This is a genomic window from Streptomyces sp. NPDC046860, from assembly GCF_040645115.1.
Classification (GTDB): domain Bacteria; phylum Actinomycetota; class Actinomycetes; order Streptomycetales; family Streptomycetaceae; genus Streptomyces.
Genome location: NZ_JBEYXQ010000006.1, coordinates 157,562 through 178,174 on the forward strand (window position 1 = coordinate 157,562; position 20,613 = coordinate 178,174).

At 68.5% G+C, this 20,613-nt stretch carries 8 protein-coding genes; all 8 read right to left on the bottom strand.

The features are described 5' to 3' along the window. Positions 1–23: 23 nt before the first annotated feature. Positions 24–1,028, bottom strand: a complete 1,005-nt coding sequence (gene sbnB / locus ABZ898_RS11475; protein WP_361655911.1) for a 2,3-diaminopropionate biosynthesis protein SbnB — start codon at positions 1,026–1,028, stop codon at positions 24–26. Then, the gene (gene sbnA / locus ABZ898_RS11480) at positions 1,022–2,053 is read right to left on the bottom strand and encodes a 2,3-diaminopropionate biosynthesis protein SbnA (protein WP_361655912.1); all 1,032 of its coding nucleotides are present in this window, start codon (positions 2,051–2,053) and stop codon (positions 1,022–1,024) included. Before sbnA ends, sbnB begins: the two co-directional genes overlap by 7 nt. After that, positions 2,046–3,257 carry an ATP-grasp domain-containing protein gene (locus ABZ898_RS11485; RefSeq protein ID WP_361655914.1) on the bottom strand — a complete coding sequence of 404 codons (1,212 nt, stop codon included), beginning with the start codon at positions 3,255–3,257 and terminating at the stop codon, positions 2,046–2,048. The genes sbnA and ABZ898_RS11485 overlap by 8 nt, the downstream gene beginning before the upstream one ends. A 93-nt stretch (positions 3,258–3,350) precedes the next feature. Next, positions 3,351–8,330, bottom strand: a complete 4,980-nt coding sequence (locus ABZ898_RS11490) for an amino acid adenylation domain-containing protein (RefSeq protein ID WP_361655916.1) — start codon at positions 8,328–8,330, stop codon at positions 3,351–3,353. 10 nt (positions 8,331–8,340) lie between these two features. After that, a complete protein-coding gene (locus ABZ898_RS11495; protein ID WP_361655919.1) occupies positions 8,341–9,090 on the bottom strand; it encodes an alpha/beta fold hydrolase in 750 nt (249 codons plus the stop codon). Next, on the bottom strand, positions 9,077–10,411 hold the full coding sequence (locus ABZ898_RS11500; protein ID WP_361655922.1) for an MFS transporter: 1,335 nt from the start codon (positions 10,409–10,411) through the stop codon (positions 9,077–9,079). The genes ABZ898_RS11495 and ABZ898_RS11500 overlap by 14 nt, the downstream gene beginning before the upstream one ends. Further along, the gene (locus ABZ898_RS11505; RefSeq protein ID WP_361655925.1) at positions 10,344–14,732 is read right to left on the bottom strand and encodes an amino acid adenylation domain-containing protein; all 4,389 of its coding nucleotides are present in this window, start codon (positions 14,730–14,732) and stop codon (positions 10,344–10,346) included. The genes ABZ898_RS11500 and ABZ898_RS11505 overlap by 68 nt, the downstream gene beginning before the upstream one ends. Continuing rightward, positions 14,729–20,584 carry an amino acid adenylation domain-containing protein gene (locus ABZ898_RS11510; RefSeq protein ID WP_361655928.1) on the bottom strand — a complete coding sequence of 1,952 codons (5,856 nt, stop codon included), beginning with the start codon at positions 20,582–20,584 and terminating at the stop codon, positions 14,729–14,731. The genes ABZ898_RS11505 and ABZ898_RS11510 overlap by 4 nt, the downstream gene beginning before the upstream one ends. Positions 20,585–20,613 lie beyond the last annotated feature (29 nt).

Below are 20,613 nucleotides of genomic sequence, written 5' to 3' on the forward strand. Positions count from 1 at the left end.
CCTCCTTGCAAGGATCGTGGGGTTCAACGGATGGCCGGAGCCAGTGAGAAGTCGTCGATGGCGATGCCCAGGCCGCTCTCCGCTGCCCTGCGCCGGACGTACTCAGCGACGGCGAGGTCGAGAATGCCGAGTCCGAACGGCGAGAACAGCAGCGGCCTCTCCGGCCGGCGCCGCAGCTTCGCCGGGTCGCACAGCACCTGGCCCACCGTCGCGTCGATGAACTCCCTGCCTCCGGACAGATGCTGGGCGAGGTCCAGAGCAGTGCGCTCGCGGCAGACGTGGTCGATGTCGTCGACGACATTCTGGGATGCCAGTACGGCCTCGGGGGTGAAGTCGCGCAGCGAGAGGTGGAGACACACCGAACCTGGACGCAGTGCCTCCGGGCCGAGGTGTGGTGTGAGGGCATTCGTGGCGACACAGCTGAGTTCGTGGGCGGCCAGTGCGGTCACGGCGTCCGGGGCCACCTTCACGGTGAGTCCCGGAACCATGTCACGGCACCTGGCCTGAAACGCCTCCGTTCTGTCCGGAGACGGGTCGTACACTGTGACGACCTTCACATCGGGGATAATGGCTGTCACGAACCGCAGGACTTCCGCGTTGATGACCCCGCATCCGAGCAGTGCGAGCCCCTGGGCGGAGCCCTCCGGCAGCAGCGCGCGGGCGGCTGCCGCAGCCGAGGCCGCGGTGCGCCTGGCGGAGATGAGCGACCCCTCGATCAGTGCGGTGGGCCGCCCGTCCACCATGGAGTTGGTGATGATCGCGGCGCTGGCTCGCTGCAGGCCACGGGAGATGTTCTCGGGAAAGGACGCTATCCACTTGATCCCCGCGGCGGGCTGTTCGCCGCCCAGGTGGGCGGGGAGGCCGATGATGCGGTCGCGCTGGTTGCCGGGGAAACGGAGGAAGGTCGAGTGGGGCAGGGCGCTGCGCCCCTGTTCGTGACTGATGTAGGTCTCCTCGACCAGGTCGACGAGTTCACTTTCTCGTCCTTCGAGGAGCTTGGCAACGTCGTCGTGCCGGATGACTAGCATGGGGCGTCTTCCTTTGAGGGGGGGGTTTTCCAAAGGTGTCCGATGTCGCCGAAGTTCCTTCGGACCCAGGCATCGGAGTAGATCGTTTCCAGGTACCGGTCTCCGCCGTCCGGGAAGACGAGCACACAAAGGGAGCCGGGCGGGATCCGGTCGGCCATCGCCTCGAGTGCGGCGAACACCGCGCCGGACGAGCCACCCGCGAGCAGCCCTTCGCCGACCGTGAGGCGCCGGCAGGCCACCACCGTCTCCATGTCCGAGACCCGCACGACCTCATGGGCGCGGATGACGTTTCCGTCGAGCAGTGGCGGCTTCGCGGAGGCGCCATGTCCCGGGAGCAGACGCTCACCCAGCGGTGGGCCGAAGATCGCGCTGCCCTCCGCGTCGACGGCGACCAGGGTTGTGGACAAACCAGCCTCGCGTATGTACTCCGCGCACCCACGCAGCGTTCCGCCGGTACTGGTGGCGCAGAACATGTAGTCGACGTTTCCGTCGAGCGCCGTGGCGATCTCGTGCATGGTCTGCCGGTGTGCGGCGGGGTTCAGCGGGTTGGCGTACTGATTGGGCCAGTAGGCGTGGGGGATCGACCGTACGAGTTCACTCACCCGGCGGAGGCGGGCCGAGAGGAAGTCCCCGTCGGGTGCCTCTGCTCGGCCGATTACCTCGACCTGGGCCTGGAAGGCGCGAAGAATCGCGATGTTCTGCTCGGTGGTGCGGGCATCCACAACGCAGACGAAGCGCAGACCGAAGTAGGCGCACAACTGCGCTAGGCCGACGCCGAGATTGCCGGAACTCGACTCGACCACCACCGATCGCCCGGGGACGAGCTCCCCGGACCTGATCCGCTGTGCGAGCATGCTCAGCGCCGTACGGTCCTTGATGCTGCCGCCGGGGTTGAAGCGCTCCAGTTTTGCCCATATGCGGAACGGATACGTGTGCACCCTGCGCAGCTCGATCAGCGGGGTCCGGCCGATGGCGCCGATCACACCGTCGCACAGGACGCCGCCGGGGCTGTGCGGCTCAGACACAGGACTCACGGGCGGCCTGCTCGGTCTGGCTGATCAGCGAGAGCACCTCGTCGTGGGTCGACGCCGTGGCGTGCAGGATCGCCAGCATGTCGTGGGTGCCGTGGCGCCAGTCGACGGACTGCCCGGGCGTGGCGAGGATGTCCAGCGACTGGACACCGGGCAGCGCGGCGAGTTTTTCGAGGGGAGCGACGGAGATGACGCGGCTCGCCTCCATCGGCGGCAGCACGAATCGTGACCAGTACAGCTGGTTCCAGTGCAGAACCGGTATGTCGACACGGCGGCCCAGAGCGAGTTCCAGCACGGCCTCGGTGAGGTTGAAGCCGGTGGCCCGGTGGAGGAGGTGGCTGGCATAGCCGGCCATCCGGCCGTTGACCTCAATAATCCGCGGCCCGTCTGCGGTGAGCTTGATCTCGGTGTGGCAGACGCCGTGCCGTACCCCCAAGGCGCGCAAGGCGTCGCCGGTGAGGCGGACGATGCGATCCTCCAGCGCCGTCGGCACCGTACTGGGCATGAGGTCGCCCGTCTCCCGGAAGGGCGGGGCAAGAGGCTGCTTTCCTGTGACGCAGACGTGTTGGACGTCCCCGTCGTGAACAAGGGATTCCACGGAGACGAAGTCGCCCCACTCGGGGCCGGCCGCCAGCGGGTCACCGACCAGCAGTTGTTCCAAGACGAATACCGAATCCGGATGGTCGGCGAAGTCGGCGACCGCCGCTAGGCACTGCTCCAGGGAATCCACTCTGCAGGTGCGGGCGGCCGCCGCTCCGCGCCGGGGTTTGAGGACGGCAGGAAAGCCGACGATCTCCGCTGCCTGTTCGACGTCGTCGACACTTGCGACAAGAGCCACCCGGGTCACCTGTGTTCCGGCGGTGGCGAGGGCCTGTCGTTGCCGGAACTTGTCGGTGAGTAGCTGCGCGGTTTCGACGCTGTGACCGATGAAACCGCATTCTGCTGCCAGCTCGGCAACGCGTCGCTGCTGAAATTCACTGAACGTGGTGATTCCGTCCGTCGGCAGCATGCGAATCCTCTGGGCCACCTCGGTGGTACTAAGGCCCGTGATGTCCATGACATCGGCGATGTCCGTCATGGCCCGGTAGTCTTCGGCCACTTGCCTGGTGGAACGGTCCGCCAGGAAGGTGATGTCGCACAGCTTCCGCGCGGCGGCGGCAACCTTGATCGGAGCGGCACTGCCGGTGTCGTGCAACACGCACACCATGGGTCGATTTCTGCGCATCATTCCTCACCTTCGTAGAAATTGAGCTACCGCCGGGAATGGCCGTCCGGGAATTCCCACAGCTGGTCATTCGCTGTCCAGTTGTCCCGTCCGCTGGAAAAGCGATCGGTTGCGCTGCCCCATAGTCGGCGGTGCGTCAGCCGTGCGCCGGACGGCATCCACATGTGCCGCCAGGTCGCTCAGGACCGGCCTGGCGAAGAGGTCCTTCAGTTCGAGCCTCGCTCCGATCCGGTCGCGCACTCGGGTGAGGACGCGCATGGCCGACAGGGAGTGACCTCCTACGTGGAAGAAGTCGTCGTTCCTGCTCACGTGGACGACGTTCAGCACGTCGCGCCAGATGGCGGCGATGGCCGTCTCCATGGGCGTGGCGGGCGCTTCGGAGGCCGTCGAGCCGTGGCGGACCGGCTCGGGCAGGGCAGCCCGGTCGATCTTGCCGTTCGCGGTGAGGGGGAAGTCCTCGACGGCCATCCACGCCGAGGGAACCATGTAGGTAGGCACCATCCCTGCGAGTGCGGTGCGGACGTCGTCCAGCAGCCCTTCGTCCGGTTGGCTGGCGGGCACGACATAGCACACCAGTTCCTGCTCTCCGTCGGCGCCGGCGGCGGCCACGGTGAGAGCGTCCTGGACGCCAGGGTGTGCGCGTACCAGCGAGTCGATCTCACCGAGTTCGATGCGGTGGCCGCGGATCTTCACCTGGTGATCGAGGCGCCCCAGGTAGTGGAGCGATCCGTCTGCTCCCCACCGCACAAGGTCACCCGTCCGGTAGGCCCGGCCGCCGTCCGGGGCGGTGACGAACCGCTCGTCGGTGAGGTCGGGGCGTCCCAGGTATCCTCGGGCGACGCCGTCCCCGGCGACAAGCAACTCACCCGGCACTCCGCGCGGTACAAGCCAGCCGGCCCTGTCGACGACGAACACACGAGTGTTGGCCACGGGACACCCGATCGATCCCCGGTCTCCCGGACGGACCTCCGTCATGGTGGACCAGATCGTGGTCTCGGTGGGGCCGTAGACGTTCCACACCCGCGCCACGCCCAGACCGGTCAGCGCCGTACCCAGGCGCTCCGACATCTCCTCACCGCCGCACCAGATCTGTCTCAGCGCGAAGGGCGCCAGGCGGCCCCGGTGCTCGGTGTACAGCTTCCACGTGGAGGGCGTCGCCTGTACCACGGTGATTCCGTGCCGTTCGAGAAGGCGGTGCAGGAGTTCCGGGTCGGCGCCCGCTCCGGAGGGAGCGACGACGAGGCGCCCGCCCGTGACCAGCGGCAGGAACAATTCCAGGCCCGCTATGTCGAAGGAAAGTGAGGTCAGTGCCAGCATCCGGTCCTCGGCGCGGAAACCCGGATCTTCCGCGAAGGACTCGATGAGGTTCGCCAGATTGCGGTGATCGACCACCACGCCCTTGGGGCGGCCCGTCGATCCTGACGTGTAGATCACGTAGGCGGGGTCGTCGGGTGTGGCGGCGGGGGCGGCACCGGCGAAGCCGTCGGCCGTTTCGAGGGCTTCCCCATCCGTCAGGACCACGGCCGCGTCGCCGCCGACGGCCACGTGCCCCTCCAACTCCCGGGTGGTCAGCAGGACGCTCACCGCACTGTCCCGCACCATGTACTCCAGGCGTGCCCGGGGGTAGTCGGGGTCGAGCGGAACGTACGCCGCTCCCGTTGCCCAGACGGCCAACAGCGCGGCCACCATCCCGCGGTCGCGCGGCAGGCAGACTCCGACGAGCTGTCCCCGCTCGACACCGTGCCGCCGCATTGCGGCCGCCAGTGTCCTGGTGTGATCGGAGAGTTCGCGGAAGGTCCAGCTGCCGGAGTCGTCCACGACGGCCGTCTGCTCCGGGCGGTGGCGTGACATCTGGTGGATGCGGTCGGCCACGGTGAGCGGTTCGCGACGGTGCCGGGGGCCCGTGCCCAAGGCCGTAAGTTCGGCGTGCTCGGCCTCGCTGAGCAGGTCCACGCAGCCGATGGACCGGTACGGATCCTTCACCAGGCAGCGCAGTACCTCTAGGAGGTGCCCGGTGAAGCGTCGCATCGTGTCGTCGGAGAACCGCTCCGTGGAGTACTGGAGCGAGCCGGTGAGCCCGTCGGTCCCCGGCACGAGGGAGAGCGTCAGGTCGAACTGGGATGTACCCGAGGGAACGTGCACCCGCTCCAGCCGGGCACCGGGCAGCTCCAGGGGCGCAGTGGGCGCGCTCTGCAGGATGAACAGGACCTGGACGAGGGGGCTGTAGGCGAGGTTGCGTTCCGCGACCACGTTCTCGACGAGCTGCTCGAAGGGCACGTCCTGGCGTGCGAAGGCGGCGAGGCAGTGGTCACGGACCCGCTCGATCAGCTCCCCGAACGTCGGATTTCCCGACAGATCGGCGGGCAGGACCAGGGTGTTGACGAAGAAGCCGATCAACTGCTCGGTCTCGGTACGGGTCCGGCCCGCGGTGGGCGAGCCGACGAGAAACCTCTCCTGGCCCGACCACCGGCCCAGCACCACCTGAACGGCTGACAGCAGCGTCATGAACAAGGTCGCCCCGTGCTCACGGCCGACCCGCTCGAGTTCGGTGACGAGGTCCGCCGGAACCCGCAGGCCCAGCTCCGCGCCGGCGAAGGTGCGCTCCACGGGTCGGGGCCGGTCTCCGGGCAGTTCCAGCAGGTGCGGGTAGCCGGCGAGTTCGGCGAGCCACTCCTCGCGCTGTGCGACCAAGGTCTTCGACCGCACCCACTCGCGCTGCCATACCGCGAAGTCCCGGTACCGGATCGGTGGTTCGGGAGGCAGTGGCTCGGTGCTCCCCAGGCGGTACCGGTAGAAACGGCCGACCTCGGACAGCAGCACGCCTGTTGACCAGGCATCCACCACAATGTGGTGGAGGACGAACACCAGGGCCCACTCGGTCTCTCCGTGCACCAGTGCCGCCCGCATGAGGGGAGCCTCGGTGAGATCGAACGGTGCGGTGACCAGATCCGCCATGGCGCTGTCGAGGCCCGTGGCCCCGTCGGGCACAATCACGGTCAAGGTGACTGCTGCGTCCTCGTCGACCGTCTGCACCGGCACGCCGTCCACCAGGGTGAAACGCGTACGCAGCACCTCATGGCGGCGGACGACCTCAAGCACGGCCCAGCGCAGCGCGTCAACGTCCACCTCTCCGGTGCCCTTGTGGACGATCGGCACATTGAAGACGGGCGCTCGGCCGGTGAGCTGGTCGAGGAACCACAACTGCTGCTGTGTGGAGGACAATATCGCGGGCCCGTCCTCGTCGGGCCGGCGCACGAGTGCGGGGACGTCCGCCGGCGCGGCACCCGGCGCGTCGGCGTCGGCCGAGTCGTGGACCAGGTCCGCGAGCAGCCGGGGAGTCGAGGCGCCGAGAACGTCGCGGAACCTCAGTTCGACGCCGAAGTGATCGCGCAGCCTCGTCAGCAGCATGGTCAGCTGTACCGAGTGGCCCCCGAGGTCAAAGAAGTCACTGTCGGCCTCGACGCCCGGGTGGTTCAGCACTTCCGCGAAGATGCGGGTCAGTTCAGCCAACACCGGGTCATCGGACGCCGGGTGCGACGGCTCGGCCGGCCCGTCCGGTGCGGTAAATCCCTCCGGGTCAGGCAGGGCTTCGTGGTCGATCTTGCCGTGCACCGTCAAGGGGAGTTCGGCGAGCGGCACGATCACCTCGGGCACCATGGCCGCGGTCAGCTCCCGCGCCAGGGCGGCTCGTATGTCCCGTGGTGTGTGACGAACAGCGTCGGCGACGACGTAGGAGACGAGCTGCCGGTGGCCGGGAATCGCCTCCCGGACGACGGTGACGCAGTCCTTGACCTGCGGGAGCCTCAGCAAAGCGGCGTCGATCTCGCCCAGTTCAATGCGCTGGCCGCGCACCTTCACCTGCCGATCCTCCCGGCCCAGGAAGCGCAGCGTGCCGTCGGAGTTCCACGCGACCAGGTCCCCGGTGCGGTAGGCCCGGGAGGCGAACGGCGCCGACACGAACCGTTCACGAGTCAGTTCCGGACGTCCCAGATAGCCCCGGGCCACACCGGCTCCCGCAACCCACAGCTCGCCGGGCTCTCCCGGCCCGGCGAGCTTGCCGTCGGGTGCGACAACGAACACCTCGGCGCCGTCGATCGGCCGACCGATCGACGGAGGCGCCGCGTCAGTCGTCGCCGCGCCCAGGGACGGCGCGACGACCGTCGAGGTGGTCACGACGGTGCACTCCGTCGGCCCGTAGTTGTTGACGAGCGTGTACGTGTGCTCCGACGGCCGCGTGCGCAGTTCGTCGCCGCCGGTCAGCAGCAGGCGCAGTGCGGTGCCGCTTCCCGTGGTGGCGCGGAGGAAGTGCTCGCCGAGCGCGGTCGGCATGAAGGCGACGGTGATCTGTTCGGTCCGGCACCATTCGACGACCTCGTCGAAGGACTGCCGGATGTCCTCCGGTATCACGCACAGACACGCTCCGTGGGCCAGAGCCGGCCACATCTCCCACACGGCCGCGTCGAAGCCGGCGGACGCGATGTGGGAGCAGCGGTCGCTCTCCGACACGCCGAAAGCGGTCCCGTGCCAGGCGACCAGGTTCGTCAGATTCCGGTGCTCCACCATCACGCCCTTCGGCTGTCCGGTGGACCCCGAGGTGTAAATGACGTAGGCGAGGCCCGTTTGCGTCGCTCGCACCGGCGGCCGCACGGCCACCTGGCCGGGGCCGCCGATCAGGTCGGTGCGGATGACACTCAGCTTGTCGACCGCCGGCAGACCGTCCGCCAGGCCGGTCGTTGTAACCAGTGCGGTCAGGTCGCTGTCGCGGACCATGAAGTCGATTCGGGACGCGGGGTAAGCGACGTCCAGCGGGATATAGGCACCGCCGACCGTCCACACGGCGAGCAGGGCGGCCACTGCCTCACGACCACGCGGCAGGTGCACCCCGACGAGGGATCCGCTCTCGACGCCCTGCTCGGACAGTGCGGTGGCCAACCCGCCGGCCCGGTCGGCGAGTTCTCGGTAGGTCCACGCACCGGCGTCGTCGCACACCGCGATGCGGTCTGGGTGCTCCTTGGCCCGGGCCCAGATCTGTTCTGGCACCGTCACCAGTGGGTGGCTAGAGCTCATGAGCCTCTCCCGTGAAAATGAAGTCTTCCAGGATTGAGTCGACGACCTGGGCAGTCGCGTCGCCGAACGGGAAGAAGTGACCGCCGGGGAAGGAACGGACCACGCTGGGACCGGTCACGGCACGCTGCCAGGCCTCGGCCTCCGAGGCCGGAACCGACGTGTCGGACCGGCCGACGTACACGCCCAGCGGACACCGCAGCGCCGCGGACCAGCCGTGCCGGTACTGTTCGGACATGGCCAGCTCGCTGCGCAGCCGGTCCAGCACCGTCGTGAGCAGCTCCTCGTCGTCGAAGACCTCGGGAGGGGTGCCGCCCATGTCAGCGAGGAAGCGCCGCAGGAGATCGGTGCCGCCCCGGCTCACCAAGTGGGTGGGGGCCGATACCGGAGCCCGGTGGGCGAGGGCGATCAGTGCCGAGACCTGCTCTCCGTGGCCTGCCGCGGTCAGCTGCTGTGCGACCTCGTAGGCGACGAGGGAACCACGGCTGTGTCCGACGAGCACGGCAGGTCGCTCCAGCGCGGCGAGTTCGGAGACCAGTAACGACGCGACGTCGTCGAGCCGCGTGAGGCCTTCCCGCTCCTGTGCGAAGTGGAGCATCCACGGGTCGACCACACTGAGCCGGACCCGGGGTCCCAGCAGACCGTCCCAGGCCGCGAAGTGGGCGCGGGACCCTCCGGCGCCGGGGAAACCGACCAGGTGCAGATGGGCGTCCGGCTTCTCACTGACACTACGAATGAACATCTGCCTCTTCCAGCCCTGTCTGCGCCTGCGTGTTCCAAGCGCGTCGCGGCAGCAGCCACACCGCGGCCAGGACGTGACCCAGCGCTCCGACAACCAGCGTCTCCCGCATGCCGATCCAGTCACCGACCAGCCCGCCCATCAACGCCCCTGCCGCGTAACTGCCGTAGGTGAGCATGTGGTTGCCGGCGTGCACTCGGCCCTGCATGTACTCCGGCGTCACCGATTGGCGGTAGGTCAGCTGGGTGATGGTGAAGGCGACCATCCCGATGACGAACACGCTGTGGGACACCACGAGCAGAACGGACTTGACGCCCATGGATCCGCCCGTGGCGGGCAGTACCAGGCAGCCAGCCGCCATCACCAGCTGTCCGGCGACCAGGGTCCCGCGGACTCCCAGACGCCGAGTGCTCTGCGCGGTGACGGTATTGGCCACCAGCGCAATGCCGCTGGCCACCGTCAGGATCACACCGACCACGCCCGGAGCGAACCCCAGAGCCTGGGTGGCGTAGAGGAGGTACAGAGCCACCATCATGGCGCTGAAGAAATTGCTGGTGGCGTTGCACAGGGAGATGTATCTGAGCCGGGCGTCCCTGAAGAGAAACAGGAATCCGTCCAGCGCCTGCGGGGCTTCCGCACCGTCCGCTGCCGGAACGGGAGCACCGGCTTCGCGTACCCGTCCCAAGGTGACCGCCGAGGCGAGGAAGCTGACGGCGTCCACCAGCAGGGCCAGCGGCGGTGTCAGCGCCTGCACCAAGAGGCCGGCCAGCGAGTTGCCGGACACTTCGGCGAAAGTGGTCACCTTCTGGAGCTTGCCGTTGGCGTCCATCAGCCGGGGTTCGGGCACCAGCTTGGGAATGAACGACTGCCCCCCGACCGCGGCGAGCACGTCGAACGCACCGAGCAGGAACGCTATGAACATCAGCGCCCACAGGGAGAGCTGATCCACCGCGTACAGCAGGACCACACTTGTGACCAGCAGCGCGCGCATGACATCCGCCATGACGAGCAGCCGTCGCTTCGTGAAGCGGTCCACGATCGTCCCGACCTGGAGGCCGAAGAGGAGCGCGGGCAGGTACTGGCAGAAGAACAGGAGTCCCTGGTCCACCTCGTCGGCGTCCAGGATGATGATGGCCGTCAGCGGCAGCGCCATCATGGTCACCTGGCTGCCGATCAGCGAAACACTCTGTCCCGTCCAGAACCGGGCGAAGTCCGGTTCCTCGCGCAGGCGGAACGCGCCCTCACGACGTGCCACGTCACTCACCGCGCCGTCGTCCGCGGCGGCGGCGCGCCACGTCACTATGGGCCTGTCTGCGCTGGGCACCGCGTCGCTCCCGCTCTTCCCGCGCGGACGGTCCATCGGCGAGATGCGCCGCCAGTGACGCGATCGTCGGGTGGGCGAAGAACGCCGTCATGGGCAGATCGATGCCGTGCCGCTTGCGCAACTCCTGCCGTACGCGGACCACCGACATCGAGGTGCCGCCGGCATCGAAGAAGTTCTCCGTCACTCCCACCCGGGACAGCCCCAGCACGTCGCACCAGACGGAGTGGATCCGGCCCTCCAACTCACCGGTGGGAAGCGCGGGTGCGGAGGATGGCACGTGGTCGGTGATCATGGCTAGGAGTGCGTTCCGATCCATTTTTCCATTGGGGGTCAGGGGAAGGGCGGGCAGTGCCCGTACCAGTTGGGGAATCATGTGCTCGGGGAGGGCGGAGCGCGCCCAGGAGCGAGCGGCGAGCGGGAGCGAGCGCAGCAGCGCCGCGCGTCCGGGACTGTTGACCACTGGTTCGATCACCGGCGGACGACTGTCCAGGAACGGACGAGCGGCCGGCGGCTCGGCGGTACGACGGTGGAAGAGGGTGCGGATGCGCCCTTCGCCGGTGCCGTGGACGGACCACTCGTGGTGGGTCCGCAGGCCGTGTGCGGCAGCCACGGTCGTCAGGTCCTCGGGCAGGACGCCTGGAGCTTCCTCGGCGGCGCCCAGCGGGTGCAGCAGGCGGGCGAAGCGGGCCACTCTGGCGTTCGGTATGCCGTCGACGACGAGTTCGCCGTCGGTGGCAGCGAGGATGTCGGCGAGGCGTGACAGGGAACCGACCTCGCGGTCCCAGTCGAGACCCGGTCCGGACACCGGCGCGGGCACGGGCTCGTTCACACGCAGCAGTACGTCATAGCGGAAGCGGGTGAGCTCGTTGTCGGGGCCGCCTGGCTTGAGTGTGATTTGCACTCCGGTGACAGCCGGGTTCTTCTCACGCAGGCGAGTGAAGTAGCCGGGGTCCACGAGGAGTTCCTCCTCCTCGGCCGCCCGTGCCGCGGCCCGCAGGGCCAGCGTCCGGTCGGCCACTCCCTGGTGGTGCAGCACGCTCGTGTGGAACGCCTGGGCCAGGCCGCGGTGGCGCAGGTCACCGACGAACACGTGACCGCCTGGACGTACCAGGGACACGGCGGTGGTCAGGGTGCGGGTGAGGTAGTCCTCGTCGGGGAAGTACTGAGCGACCGAGTTGATGACCACACAGTCGAAGCGACGGTTGCCGGCGATGGCGGGGAGGTCCTCGGCGCCGCCCAACACCAGGTCCGCACGGTCGTCGAGCCCTCGGAGCTTGACCTGCTGCGTGACGTGGGCGACGGCCTCCGCGGCGAGGTCGATGCCCAAATAGTGGGTGCTGTCCTGGGCGAGGCGCAGCAGCAGCAGCCCGGTGCCGCAGCCGATTTCGCAGTACGTCCGGGCCCCCGTCGCGGCGATGGCATCGACGGTGGCGTCGACCCAGTGCCGCATCTCCTTGTCCGTCAGCGGCTCTTTGGTGTAGCTGCTGGTCCAGCCCTTGAGGTTCAGATCGCCCTGCTCGGGTTCGCTGCCCTGCTGGTAAATCTCGTCCCACAGGCCGCGCCAGGTCTCCACGGCCTGGGCCGCGGTCGGCGTCCCGGCCTCCGCGTCGGGGGCCGCGTCGGAGTCCGGCACGAGGAAGGTGACCAGCTGGCCGTCCTCGCCACCGGCGAGCTTGCGGACCACGGTCAGGCTGTCGCGGATCTGCGGGTGATCGCGCATCGTGGTGTCGATCTCGGCGAGCTCGATCCGGTAACCGCGCACCTTGACCTGGTGGTCCATGCGGCCCATGAAGCGCAGTCCCCCGTCGGAGGCCCAGCGCACGAGATCACCGGTGCGATAGGCCCGGGTGCCGTCCGGGCCCTCGACGAACCGCTCAGCGGTCAGCTCGGGAAGCCCGAGGTACCCGCGGCCCACACCGCTTCCCGCGATCCACAGTTCCCCCGGCACCCCGGTCGGTACGGGGCGTCCCGCACCGTCGACGACGAAGAGACGGGTGCCGACCACGGGTGAGCCGATGGACGGCTGAGTGCCGGCAGTCATCTCGGTACAGGTCGACCAGATCGTCGTCTCGGTCGGGCCGTACACATTCCACAGGCGCACGCCGAGAGTCAGGAGCCGATCTGCGAGTTCAAGGGACACCTCCTCGCCGCCACACCAGATCTGGCGCAATGTCCTGGGAGCTGCGTCCACGTGCCCGGCATACGCCTTCCAGGTCGCCGGAGTCGCCTGGGCGACGGTGATTGCGTGCTGCGCCAAGAGCCGGTGCAGACGCTCCGGGTCGCCTCCCACCCCGGCCTCCGCGACGACCAGCCGGCCACCCGCCACCAGCGGAGCGAACAGTTCCAGGCCGGCGATGTCGAAGGACAGTGAGGTGACGGCGAGCATGCGGTCTTCGGCCCCGAGACCAGGCTGTTCGACGAAGCCGTGCACGACATTCGCCAGGTTCCCGTGCTCGATCATCACTCCCTTCGGACGTCCCGTGGACCCCGAGGTGTAGATGACGTACGCGAGCGCGTCCGGCGCGGTCGGTGCGGCTTCCGGGCGGGGCCCGTCATGCGGTGCCACGTCGTCGATGAAGGCGACCCGCACCGTGTCGTCAAGCGGTACGACCGCCGCGAGCGCACGCGTGGTCAGCAGGACGGTGAGGCCGCTCTGCCGGATCATGTACTCCAGCCGTGCCCGTGGATAGTCGGGGTCCAGCGGTACATAGGCGGCGCCGGCGCCCCACACGCCCAGCAGAGCGGAGACCATCTCCGGCCCTCTCGGAAGACACACTCCCGCCAGGTCGCCGGGGGCCACCCCGAGACCGCTGAGCGCCCCGGCGACCGCGCCGGCGTGTCCCAGCAGCTCCCGGTAGGTCCATCGGGTCTCACCCGCCACCACCGCGATCCGCTCCGGGTGCTCCGCGGCGATGCGACGCAGGGCGTCCGGCACTGTCTCGCGACCCGATGGGGCGTCGGGCCCCGTCCCGAGGGCGGCGAGGCGCGCCCGCTCGGCATCACCCAACAGATCGATGGCGTCGAGCCGGACCGAAGGGTCCTCGGCCACGGCGTGGAGCACCGCAAGGTAGTAGTCGGCGAATCGCTCGACGGTCGACGGATCGAAGAGTTCCGTGGAGAACTGGAGGAGTGCGGTCAAGCCTCCTTCCTCCGGTGTCAGGTTAAGGGTCAGGTCGAACTGCGAGGTACCTGTGTCGATCTCGACGGGTTCCAGTACGACCCCGGGCAACCGCAGTGTCTGCGCGGGCGCGTTCTGCAGGATGAACATCGCCTGCACAAGGGGGTTGCGGTCGAGCGTCCGTTCCGGCGAGAGGTCTTCCACCAGGTGCTCGAAAGGCACCTCCTGGTGCGTGAACGCGGTCAGGCAGCATTCGCGCACGTGCTTCAGGTACTCGTCGAAGGCGAGTTCGTCCGAGGGTTGCGAGCGCAGGACCAGTGTGTTGGCGAAGAAGCCGATCAACTGCTCGGTCTCGACCTGGGTACGGCCTGCCGTCGGCGAGGCCACCAGCAGGTCACGCTCTCCACTGAGCCGGGCGAGAACCACGAAGTAGGCGGCCAGCAAGGTCATGAATGTGGTGGCCCCGGTGGCATCGGAGACCCTGTCGAGCCGCCGCTTCAGATCCGGGGGGACCTCGAAGGTCACCGAGCCGCCCGCGAAGGTCTGGACCGGCGGGCGTGGCCGGTCGAATGGCAGGTCGAGCGACTGCGGAGCACCCCGCAGCATGTCGGCCCAGGCCCTTCGGTACCCGGCGTACTCCGTGGTGTCCGTGCGCTCGCGCTGCCACTGCGTGAAATCGACGTACTGCACGGAGAGTTCCGGAAGGTCTGCAACGCCGCCGGCCAGTCGTGTCCGGTAGGACTCGGCGACCTCACTAGCGAGGATGCCGACCGACCAGGCGTCGGAGATGATGTGGTGCACCACGAAGACCAGGACTGTGCGGGACGGCCCCCGGACCAGCGCCACGCGGAGCAGCGGCGGACGCGCCAGATCGAACGGCTTGCGGACAAGCTCGGTCACGAGCGTGTCGACGTCGGAGTCGGACTCCACGGCGAACGTGTCGACACCCACGGCGCCTTCCGCGGCGACGACCTGGACCGGGCTGCCGTCGATGGTGCCGAACCGGGTCCGCAGGGCCTCGTGCCGGGCGACCGTGCGGTTCACGCTCCACGCCAGGGCGTCGACGTCGATAGTGCCGGTGACGCGGAACTGCATGCCGAGGTGGTGTTGGGCGGTCCCCGGGACCAGTTGTTCCACGAACCACAGACGCTGTTGGGCGAAGGAGCTGGGAAAGGCTGATTCGGGAGAGGCGGAGGCGTTCACCGGGTCTCCTCGGCTCGGTGCGGAATGGGGGTGTCGTGTGCAAGGGCTTGGAGGCAGTCCCGCAGCGTCACGACCCGGGGGGCGTCGCGTGGTTCCGGAGCGGCGAGCAGTTCGGCCATGCGCACCGTTCCCTCGGCGTCCGAGGCGTTGACAAAGAGGTCACGCAGCGTCGTCAGGTAGGCGTGAAGCCGGTACTCCGGTTCGTAGCCGGACAGCAGCACGTCGAGGTACCCGTCGGCGTTCGGATAGATGTCGACGCGCAGCCTGTGTTCCTGCTGGGCGACGGCGATGGGGGACTCGTCGACGAGGGAGAAGCCCGAGGGGGCGGTCTCGTCCGTCGAGACCGAGGGGGTGTTCTGATATACGACGTAGGTGTCGAACAGCGTCGTGTGCTCGTCGGTCCCGGCCAGCTCCTCCAACTCGGGCAGACCGATCATGTCGTGTTCGATCAGGTCCAGGACTGCGGACGAGGCGCGGTCCAGCCAGAGCTGGAGTGGATCCTCCAGACTCGCCTGCCAGCGCACCGGCAGGGTGTTCATGAACATGCCCATCGCATGCTCGATGCCCCGGACCTCAGGAGAGCGGCCCGACGTGGTCACGCCGAACTGGGGCGCGTCCCGACCGTCGACGTGCTGGAGCGTGGCACCCCACAGTGCCTGTAGCGCGGCGGCCTGAGTGGTTCTGGCGCGGCGGCACGCGGCACCGAAACGCCGTACGTCCTTTGGACCGAAGCGGATCTGGGCAACTTCGAACGCGTCCGAGGTCCGGCCCCGAAGCGGCCCGGCCGGCAGCCGGTCGAATCCCTGGACACGCTCGCGCCACCACGCGGACACGCTTCCGTCCCGAAGCCGCTCCGCGCGCCAGGCGAGGTAATCCGCGTAGTCGAACGACGGAGCCGGGGTGTTCCCGGCGGCGTCCGCGTACCGGGTGAGGAAGCGCTCCAGATAGAGAGGGAAGCTCCAGCCGTCCAAGCGCCGGTAGTCCATGGTGAGCACCCACACCCCGCGCCGATCGTCGATCCGTATGAACGCGAACCGCGTCGGCAGCGCCCGGGCCGCGTCGAAACCCGCCGCGCGGTCCGCGCGTAGGAAGGCATCTAGGAGACCGATCTGTTCGGCAGCGCCCCTGGAGGACCAGTCCAGGAAGGTGACTGCGGTCGGCAGTTCCTCGGCGGGGACATCAGCCACCTGCGTCACCTCGCTGCCTGCCTCGCGTAGGACGGTGCGCAGGAAGGGAGTCTCCCGTACCGTGGCCGCCCAGGCTTGGTCCGCCGCCTCCGGTGAGATCTCTCCCTCGTACCGCAGGATGCGCTGGACGACGTAGAGCCCGTCGTCGCCGCGCTCGGGCAGCAGACGCAGCATGTGTTCCTGCAAGGGCGAGAGGGGGTAGCGGTGATCGCTGGCCGCGCTGCCGGACGTGTTCGGGGAGGCGCCGTCGGGCCCTGCCGTGTCACCGACGGCCTGCGCGTCGAGGAACTCGGCGAGCCGCTCCACGGTCTGGTGACTGAAGATTGACCGAATCAGCACCGGCCGTCCGGCGTCCCTGAGGCGGGCGGCGACCTGTGTGCTCTTGATGCTGTCACCGCCGAGGTCGAAGAAGTTGTCCTGAGCCGTCACCACGGGAAGGTTCAGGACGTCGCGCCAGACCTCGGCGACAAGTCGTTCGGTGGCAGTCCGTGGGGCAGTGGACTGAAGCCCGACATAGCGTTCCTCGGCGATGTCCATCAGCGCCTTGCGGTCGACTTTGCCACTTGAGGTGGTGGGCAGTTCGGGAAGCACCACGATGGATCCGGGCACCATGTAGTCGGGCAGCCTCTCCCGCAACCGGCCCCGCAGCAGGTGCGGCAGCGCGCGCAGCGCCACCCCTCGGGCGGGATCGTTGGTGACCTCTCCCCGGGGCGTATGGGGTATGTACGGCCGTACGTTCCTGCGGTGGAACACGGCCGCCATGCGCCCCGCCGTGGCATTGCCAGGGGACCAGGTCAGCTGGAGGTCGAGACCGTGCGTCTGGGCCAGCTCCCACAACTGCTCGGGATGCACGGCCTGACCCGAGGCGGGGTTGGGCAGGTGGTTCTGCAGCCGGGCGTTGGGAATGCCATCCACTGCCAGCCAGTCCTCGCTCAGTTCGGCAAGGCGCTTCTCCAACCGGGCGACGCCGTCGATCTCGGCGTCCCAGTCCGTGTACGAGGCGACCGGCTCACCGGCCGTGCCACCGCGCTCGATGATCACGTCGTAGCGGAAGTCGTTGAGCTCGTTGGCACCGAGGCCGCGTTTCAGTGCGGTCTCGACCCGGTCGACGCCGGGGATCCGGCCCAACAGGCCGGTGAAGTAGGCGGGATCGACGAGCAGCTCGGTCTCCTCCGCGGCCCGGCGAGCCGCGCGGTCCAGGAGGCGCTCGCGGGCGGTATCGGGGGCACCGAACCGCGCCACTGAGTAGTGCAGGGTCTCCGCCAGAGCCAACGGCCGCACATCGCCCACGAACACCTTCCCGCCCGGTGCCAGCAGGGCCACAGCCTGGCGCAGTACCGCGTCCAGGTAGGCGCGGTCCGGGAAGTACTGGATCACCGAGTTGATGACGACACTGTCGAACGTCAGGCCCTTCAGCGCGTCCAGGTCGTGGGCCGGCAGGCGCCGCAACTCCACACGGTCGGTGAGTCCCAGCCGCTCGGCCTCCTCAGCGATGTAGTCCAGCCCCTTCTGAGCGATGTCCACGCCGATGTACCGGTCGCAGTCCGCGGCCAGGCGCAGGGCGAACAGGCCGGTACCGCAGCCGATCTCCAGAACCGTCCGGGGCTTGGACGCTGTGATCCTGTCCACGGCGGCGTCGAGCCACTCGACCATGTCGTCGCGGGGGATGGGGCGGCTGGTGTAGCTGCTGACCCAGCCCTTGAGGTTGAGCCCGGCCTCCTGGGGCTCCGGATCGTCCCCGTTGTCATAGGCCTGGTCGAAGACCGCCGACCACCCACCGACGCGTTCGCCGTCATCGCCCGGATCCGGGGCGAGTCGTTCCACGTCGGCGACGAGATAGGCCAACAGCTGTTTGTCCCCGGCGGGGTCGGTACGGCACACGACGGCCGCGTCGAGCACACCAGGCGCCTCGCGCAGGGCCGCCTCGACCTCGCCGAGTTCGATGCGAAAGCCGCGCACCTTGACCTGGTTGTCGATCCGTCCCAGGAACTCCAGGTCGCCGTCGGGGCGGCGGCGCACGAGGTCACCCGTCCGGTAGATCCGGTCGCCGGCCACAACGGAGAAGGGGTCGGGCAGGAAGCGCTCTTCCGTGAGATCGGGGCGGTTGAGGTAGCCGCGGGCTACCTGGACACCGCCGACCCACAACTCGCCGGCCACGCCGACGGGCAGTTCGTGGCCTGCCGCGTCGACGACATGGGTCCGCGTGTTGGCGACCGGGCGGCCGATCGGAGGCTGGCCGCTTGCTTGGGGGTGCCAGCTCCAGTAGGTGACGTCGATTGCGCATTCCGTCGGCCCGTAGAGGTTGTCGACGGCGACGGAGCAGTCCGCATACACCCGCTCGCACAGTTCGGCAGGCAGGACGTCACCGCTGCAGAAAATCCTTCGCACGGAGGTGTCACCGAGGCTGCCGTGCGTCAGCAACGCCGACAGGGCCGTGGGGACGAAATGGATGTGGGTGACCTGTTGACGGCGGATTTCGTCAAGGAGCGTCGCCGGCTCCCGGTGCGCGTCCGGACTGGCCAGCACGATCGCGGCACCGTGCATCAGGGGCCAAAGGAACTCCCACACGGAGACGTCGAACGTATGGACGGTCTTCTGCATCACCCGGTCACCGGGACGCAGCCCGTACTGGGCCTGCATCCAGTTGATCCGGTTGACGACGGACCGGTGCTCGACCATCACGCCCTTCGGGGTCCCCGTGGACCCCGACGTGTAGATCACGTAGGCGAGGTGGCTGGGGGCGGGCCGAGCGGCGGGCCACGTCTCCTCCTGCTCCGAGAGCAGGTCCCGGACGGACGCTTCGTCGAGCCGCAGGACGTTCACCCCTTCGGGTATGTCCGCCAGCGCGGAGACGCAGTCCGCGGTTGTCAGCACGATGTCGACGCCGCCCTCCCGCACCATGCGGGCGATGCGTTCGGCTGGCTGGCTCGGATCGAACGGCACGTACGCGCCACCCGCGACAAGTGTGCCAACGAGGGCGAAGACCAGCTCAGGGCCACGACTCAGACACAGGCCGACCCGGGTGTCCGGGCCCACGCCACACGTTCGCAGTAGATTCGCCACCCGACCACCGCGTGCCGCGAGCTCCCGGTACGTGAACCGTGTGCCGTCGGCGGCGACCAGCGCGACGTCCTCGCCGCGGGCCGCGACCTGGCGGGCGATCCAGTCCGGTACGCAGGACTCGTACGCGGTGTCCGCCTCGGTGGCGTTCCACGTGCTCAGGTGGTCGCGTTCCGCCTCCGTCAGCATCGGGGCGGACAACACCTCCGTGGTGGGAGCGTCCACCATGGCCTCTAGCAGCCGGACGTAGTGACGCCCGAAACGCTTGACCGTCGTCTCGTCGAAGAGGTCGCTGGCGTATTCGACGACGGCATCGAATCCCTGGTCGGTGGGGGTGAGTTCCAGGGAGAGGTCGAACTTCGAGGTGCCCGTGTCCATGGGCATCGACTCAAGGAGCAACCCGGGCAATTCCATCGCGGTGGACGGCGCGCTCTGCAAGATGAACATGACCTGGGCGAGGGGGTTGTGCGAGGGCTCGCGGCCCAGCTTCAGCTCGTCCACGAGCTGCTCGAAGGGCAGTTCCTGGTGGTCGAGGGAGCCGACACAGGTGTCGCGCACCTGGTCGAGGAGGTCCTGGAAGGTGGGACTCCCGCTGAGGTCCGCCGGCAGCACCACCGTGTTGACGAAGAAGCCGATCAGCGCCTCCGTTTCGACCGTCGTGCGGTTGGCCACGGGTGTCGCGCAGGCGAGCTGGCTCTGTCCGCTCCATCGGTGCAGGAGGGCGTAGTAGGCAGTGAGCAGCGCCATGTACGGAGTGGCGCCCCGGGAGCGCGCCAGTTCCTCCACACGACGCCGCAGCGGGCCCGGGATCGAGAAGGAGACGCGTGCCCCGTTGAAGGACTGGACCGGGGGGCGCGGCTCGTCCGTGGGCAGATCGATCAGACGCGGGGAGTCGGCCAGGCGCTCCGTCCAGTACCGGAGGTGCTCCGCGTTGCGCCGGCTGCTCTCCGGTCCCCGCAGCCATAGTGAATAGTCCACATAGCTGATCGCGGGTTCTGCGAGGGTGACGGACGAACCGGTGGCGAACGCGCTGTACAGGGCCACGAACTCCCGTATGAACACACCCAATGACCAGCCGTCGGCGACGATGTGATGGATCACGATCGACAGCACGGACTCCGTCTCGCCCGTTCGGGCGACGAGCATCCGCAGCAAGGGGCCCGACTCCAGGTCGAACGGCCGACGCGAGAAATCGGTCAGCTCGGCGGCCAGTTTCTCCGGTGACACGTCGCGCACTGCCACCGTGATCCGGGTGTCGGGGTCCACCTGCTGTACGGGCAGTTCGTTCACCACGGTGAAGCATGTGCGCAGCGACGGGTGCCGTTGCACCAGGGCATCGACCGCTCGTTGCAGCCCGTCGACGGACAGCCGCCCGGTGAGCCGGTAACTGCCGGCGATGTTGTACACGCTCTCGTCGGGCAGGAACCTGTTCAGGAACCATATGCGCTGCTGCCCCGGAGAAAGCGGTGCCTCAGTGCGCCCCGTGCGCGGGATCGCAGTGCCGCGTGGGGCTACCGCGCGACTTCCACCCTGCCGCAGTGCCGCCAGACGGGCGCGCTGCTCGGCGGTGAGGGATGTGACGGTGCTGTTCTCGTGCTGGTTCACGAAGAAAACGCCTCCGTTAGCGATGGGAC

Coding starts and splice junctions, on each gene's coding strand:
- sbnB (WP_361655911.1), bottom strand. CDS start 1,028: ATGCTAGTCATCCGGCACGACGACGTTGCCAAGCTCCTCGAAGGACGA.
- ABZ898_RS11495 (WP_361655919.1), bottom strand. CDS start 9,090: ATGTTCATTCGTAGTGTCAGTGAGAAGCCGGACGCCCATCTGCACCTG.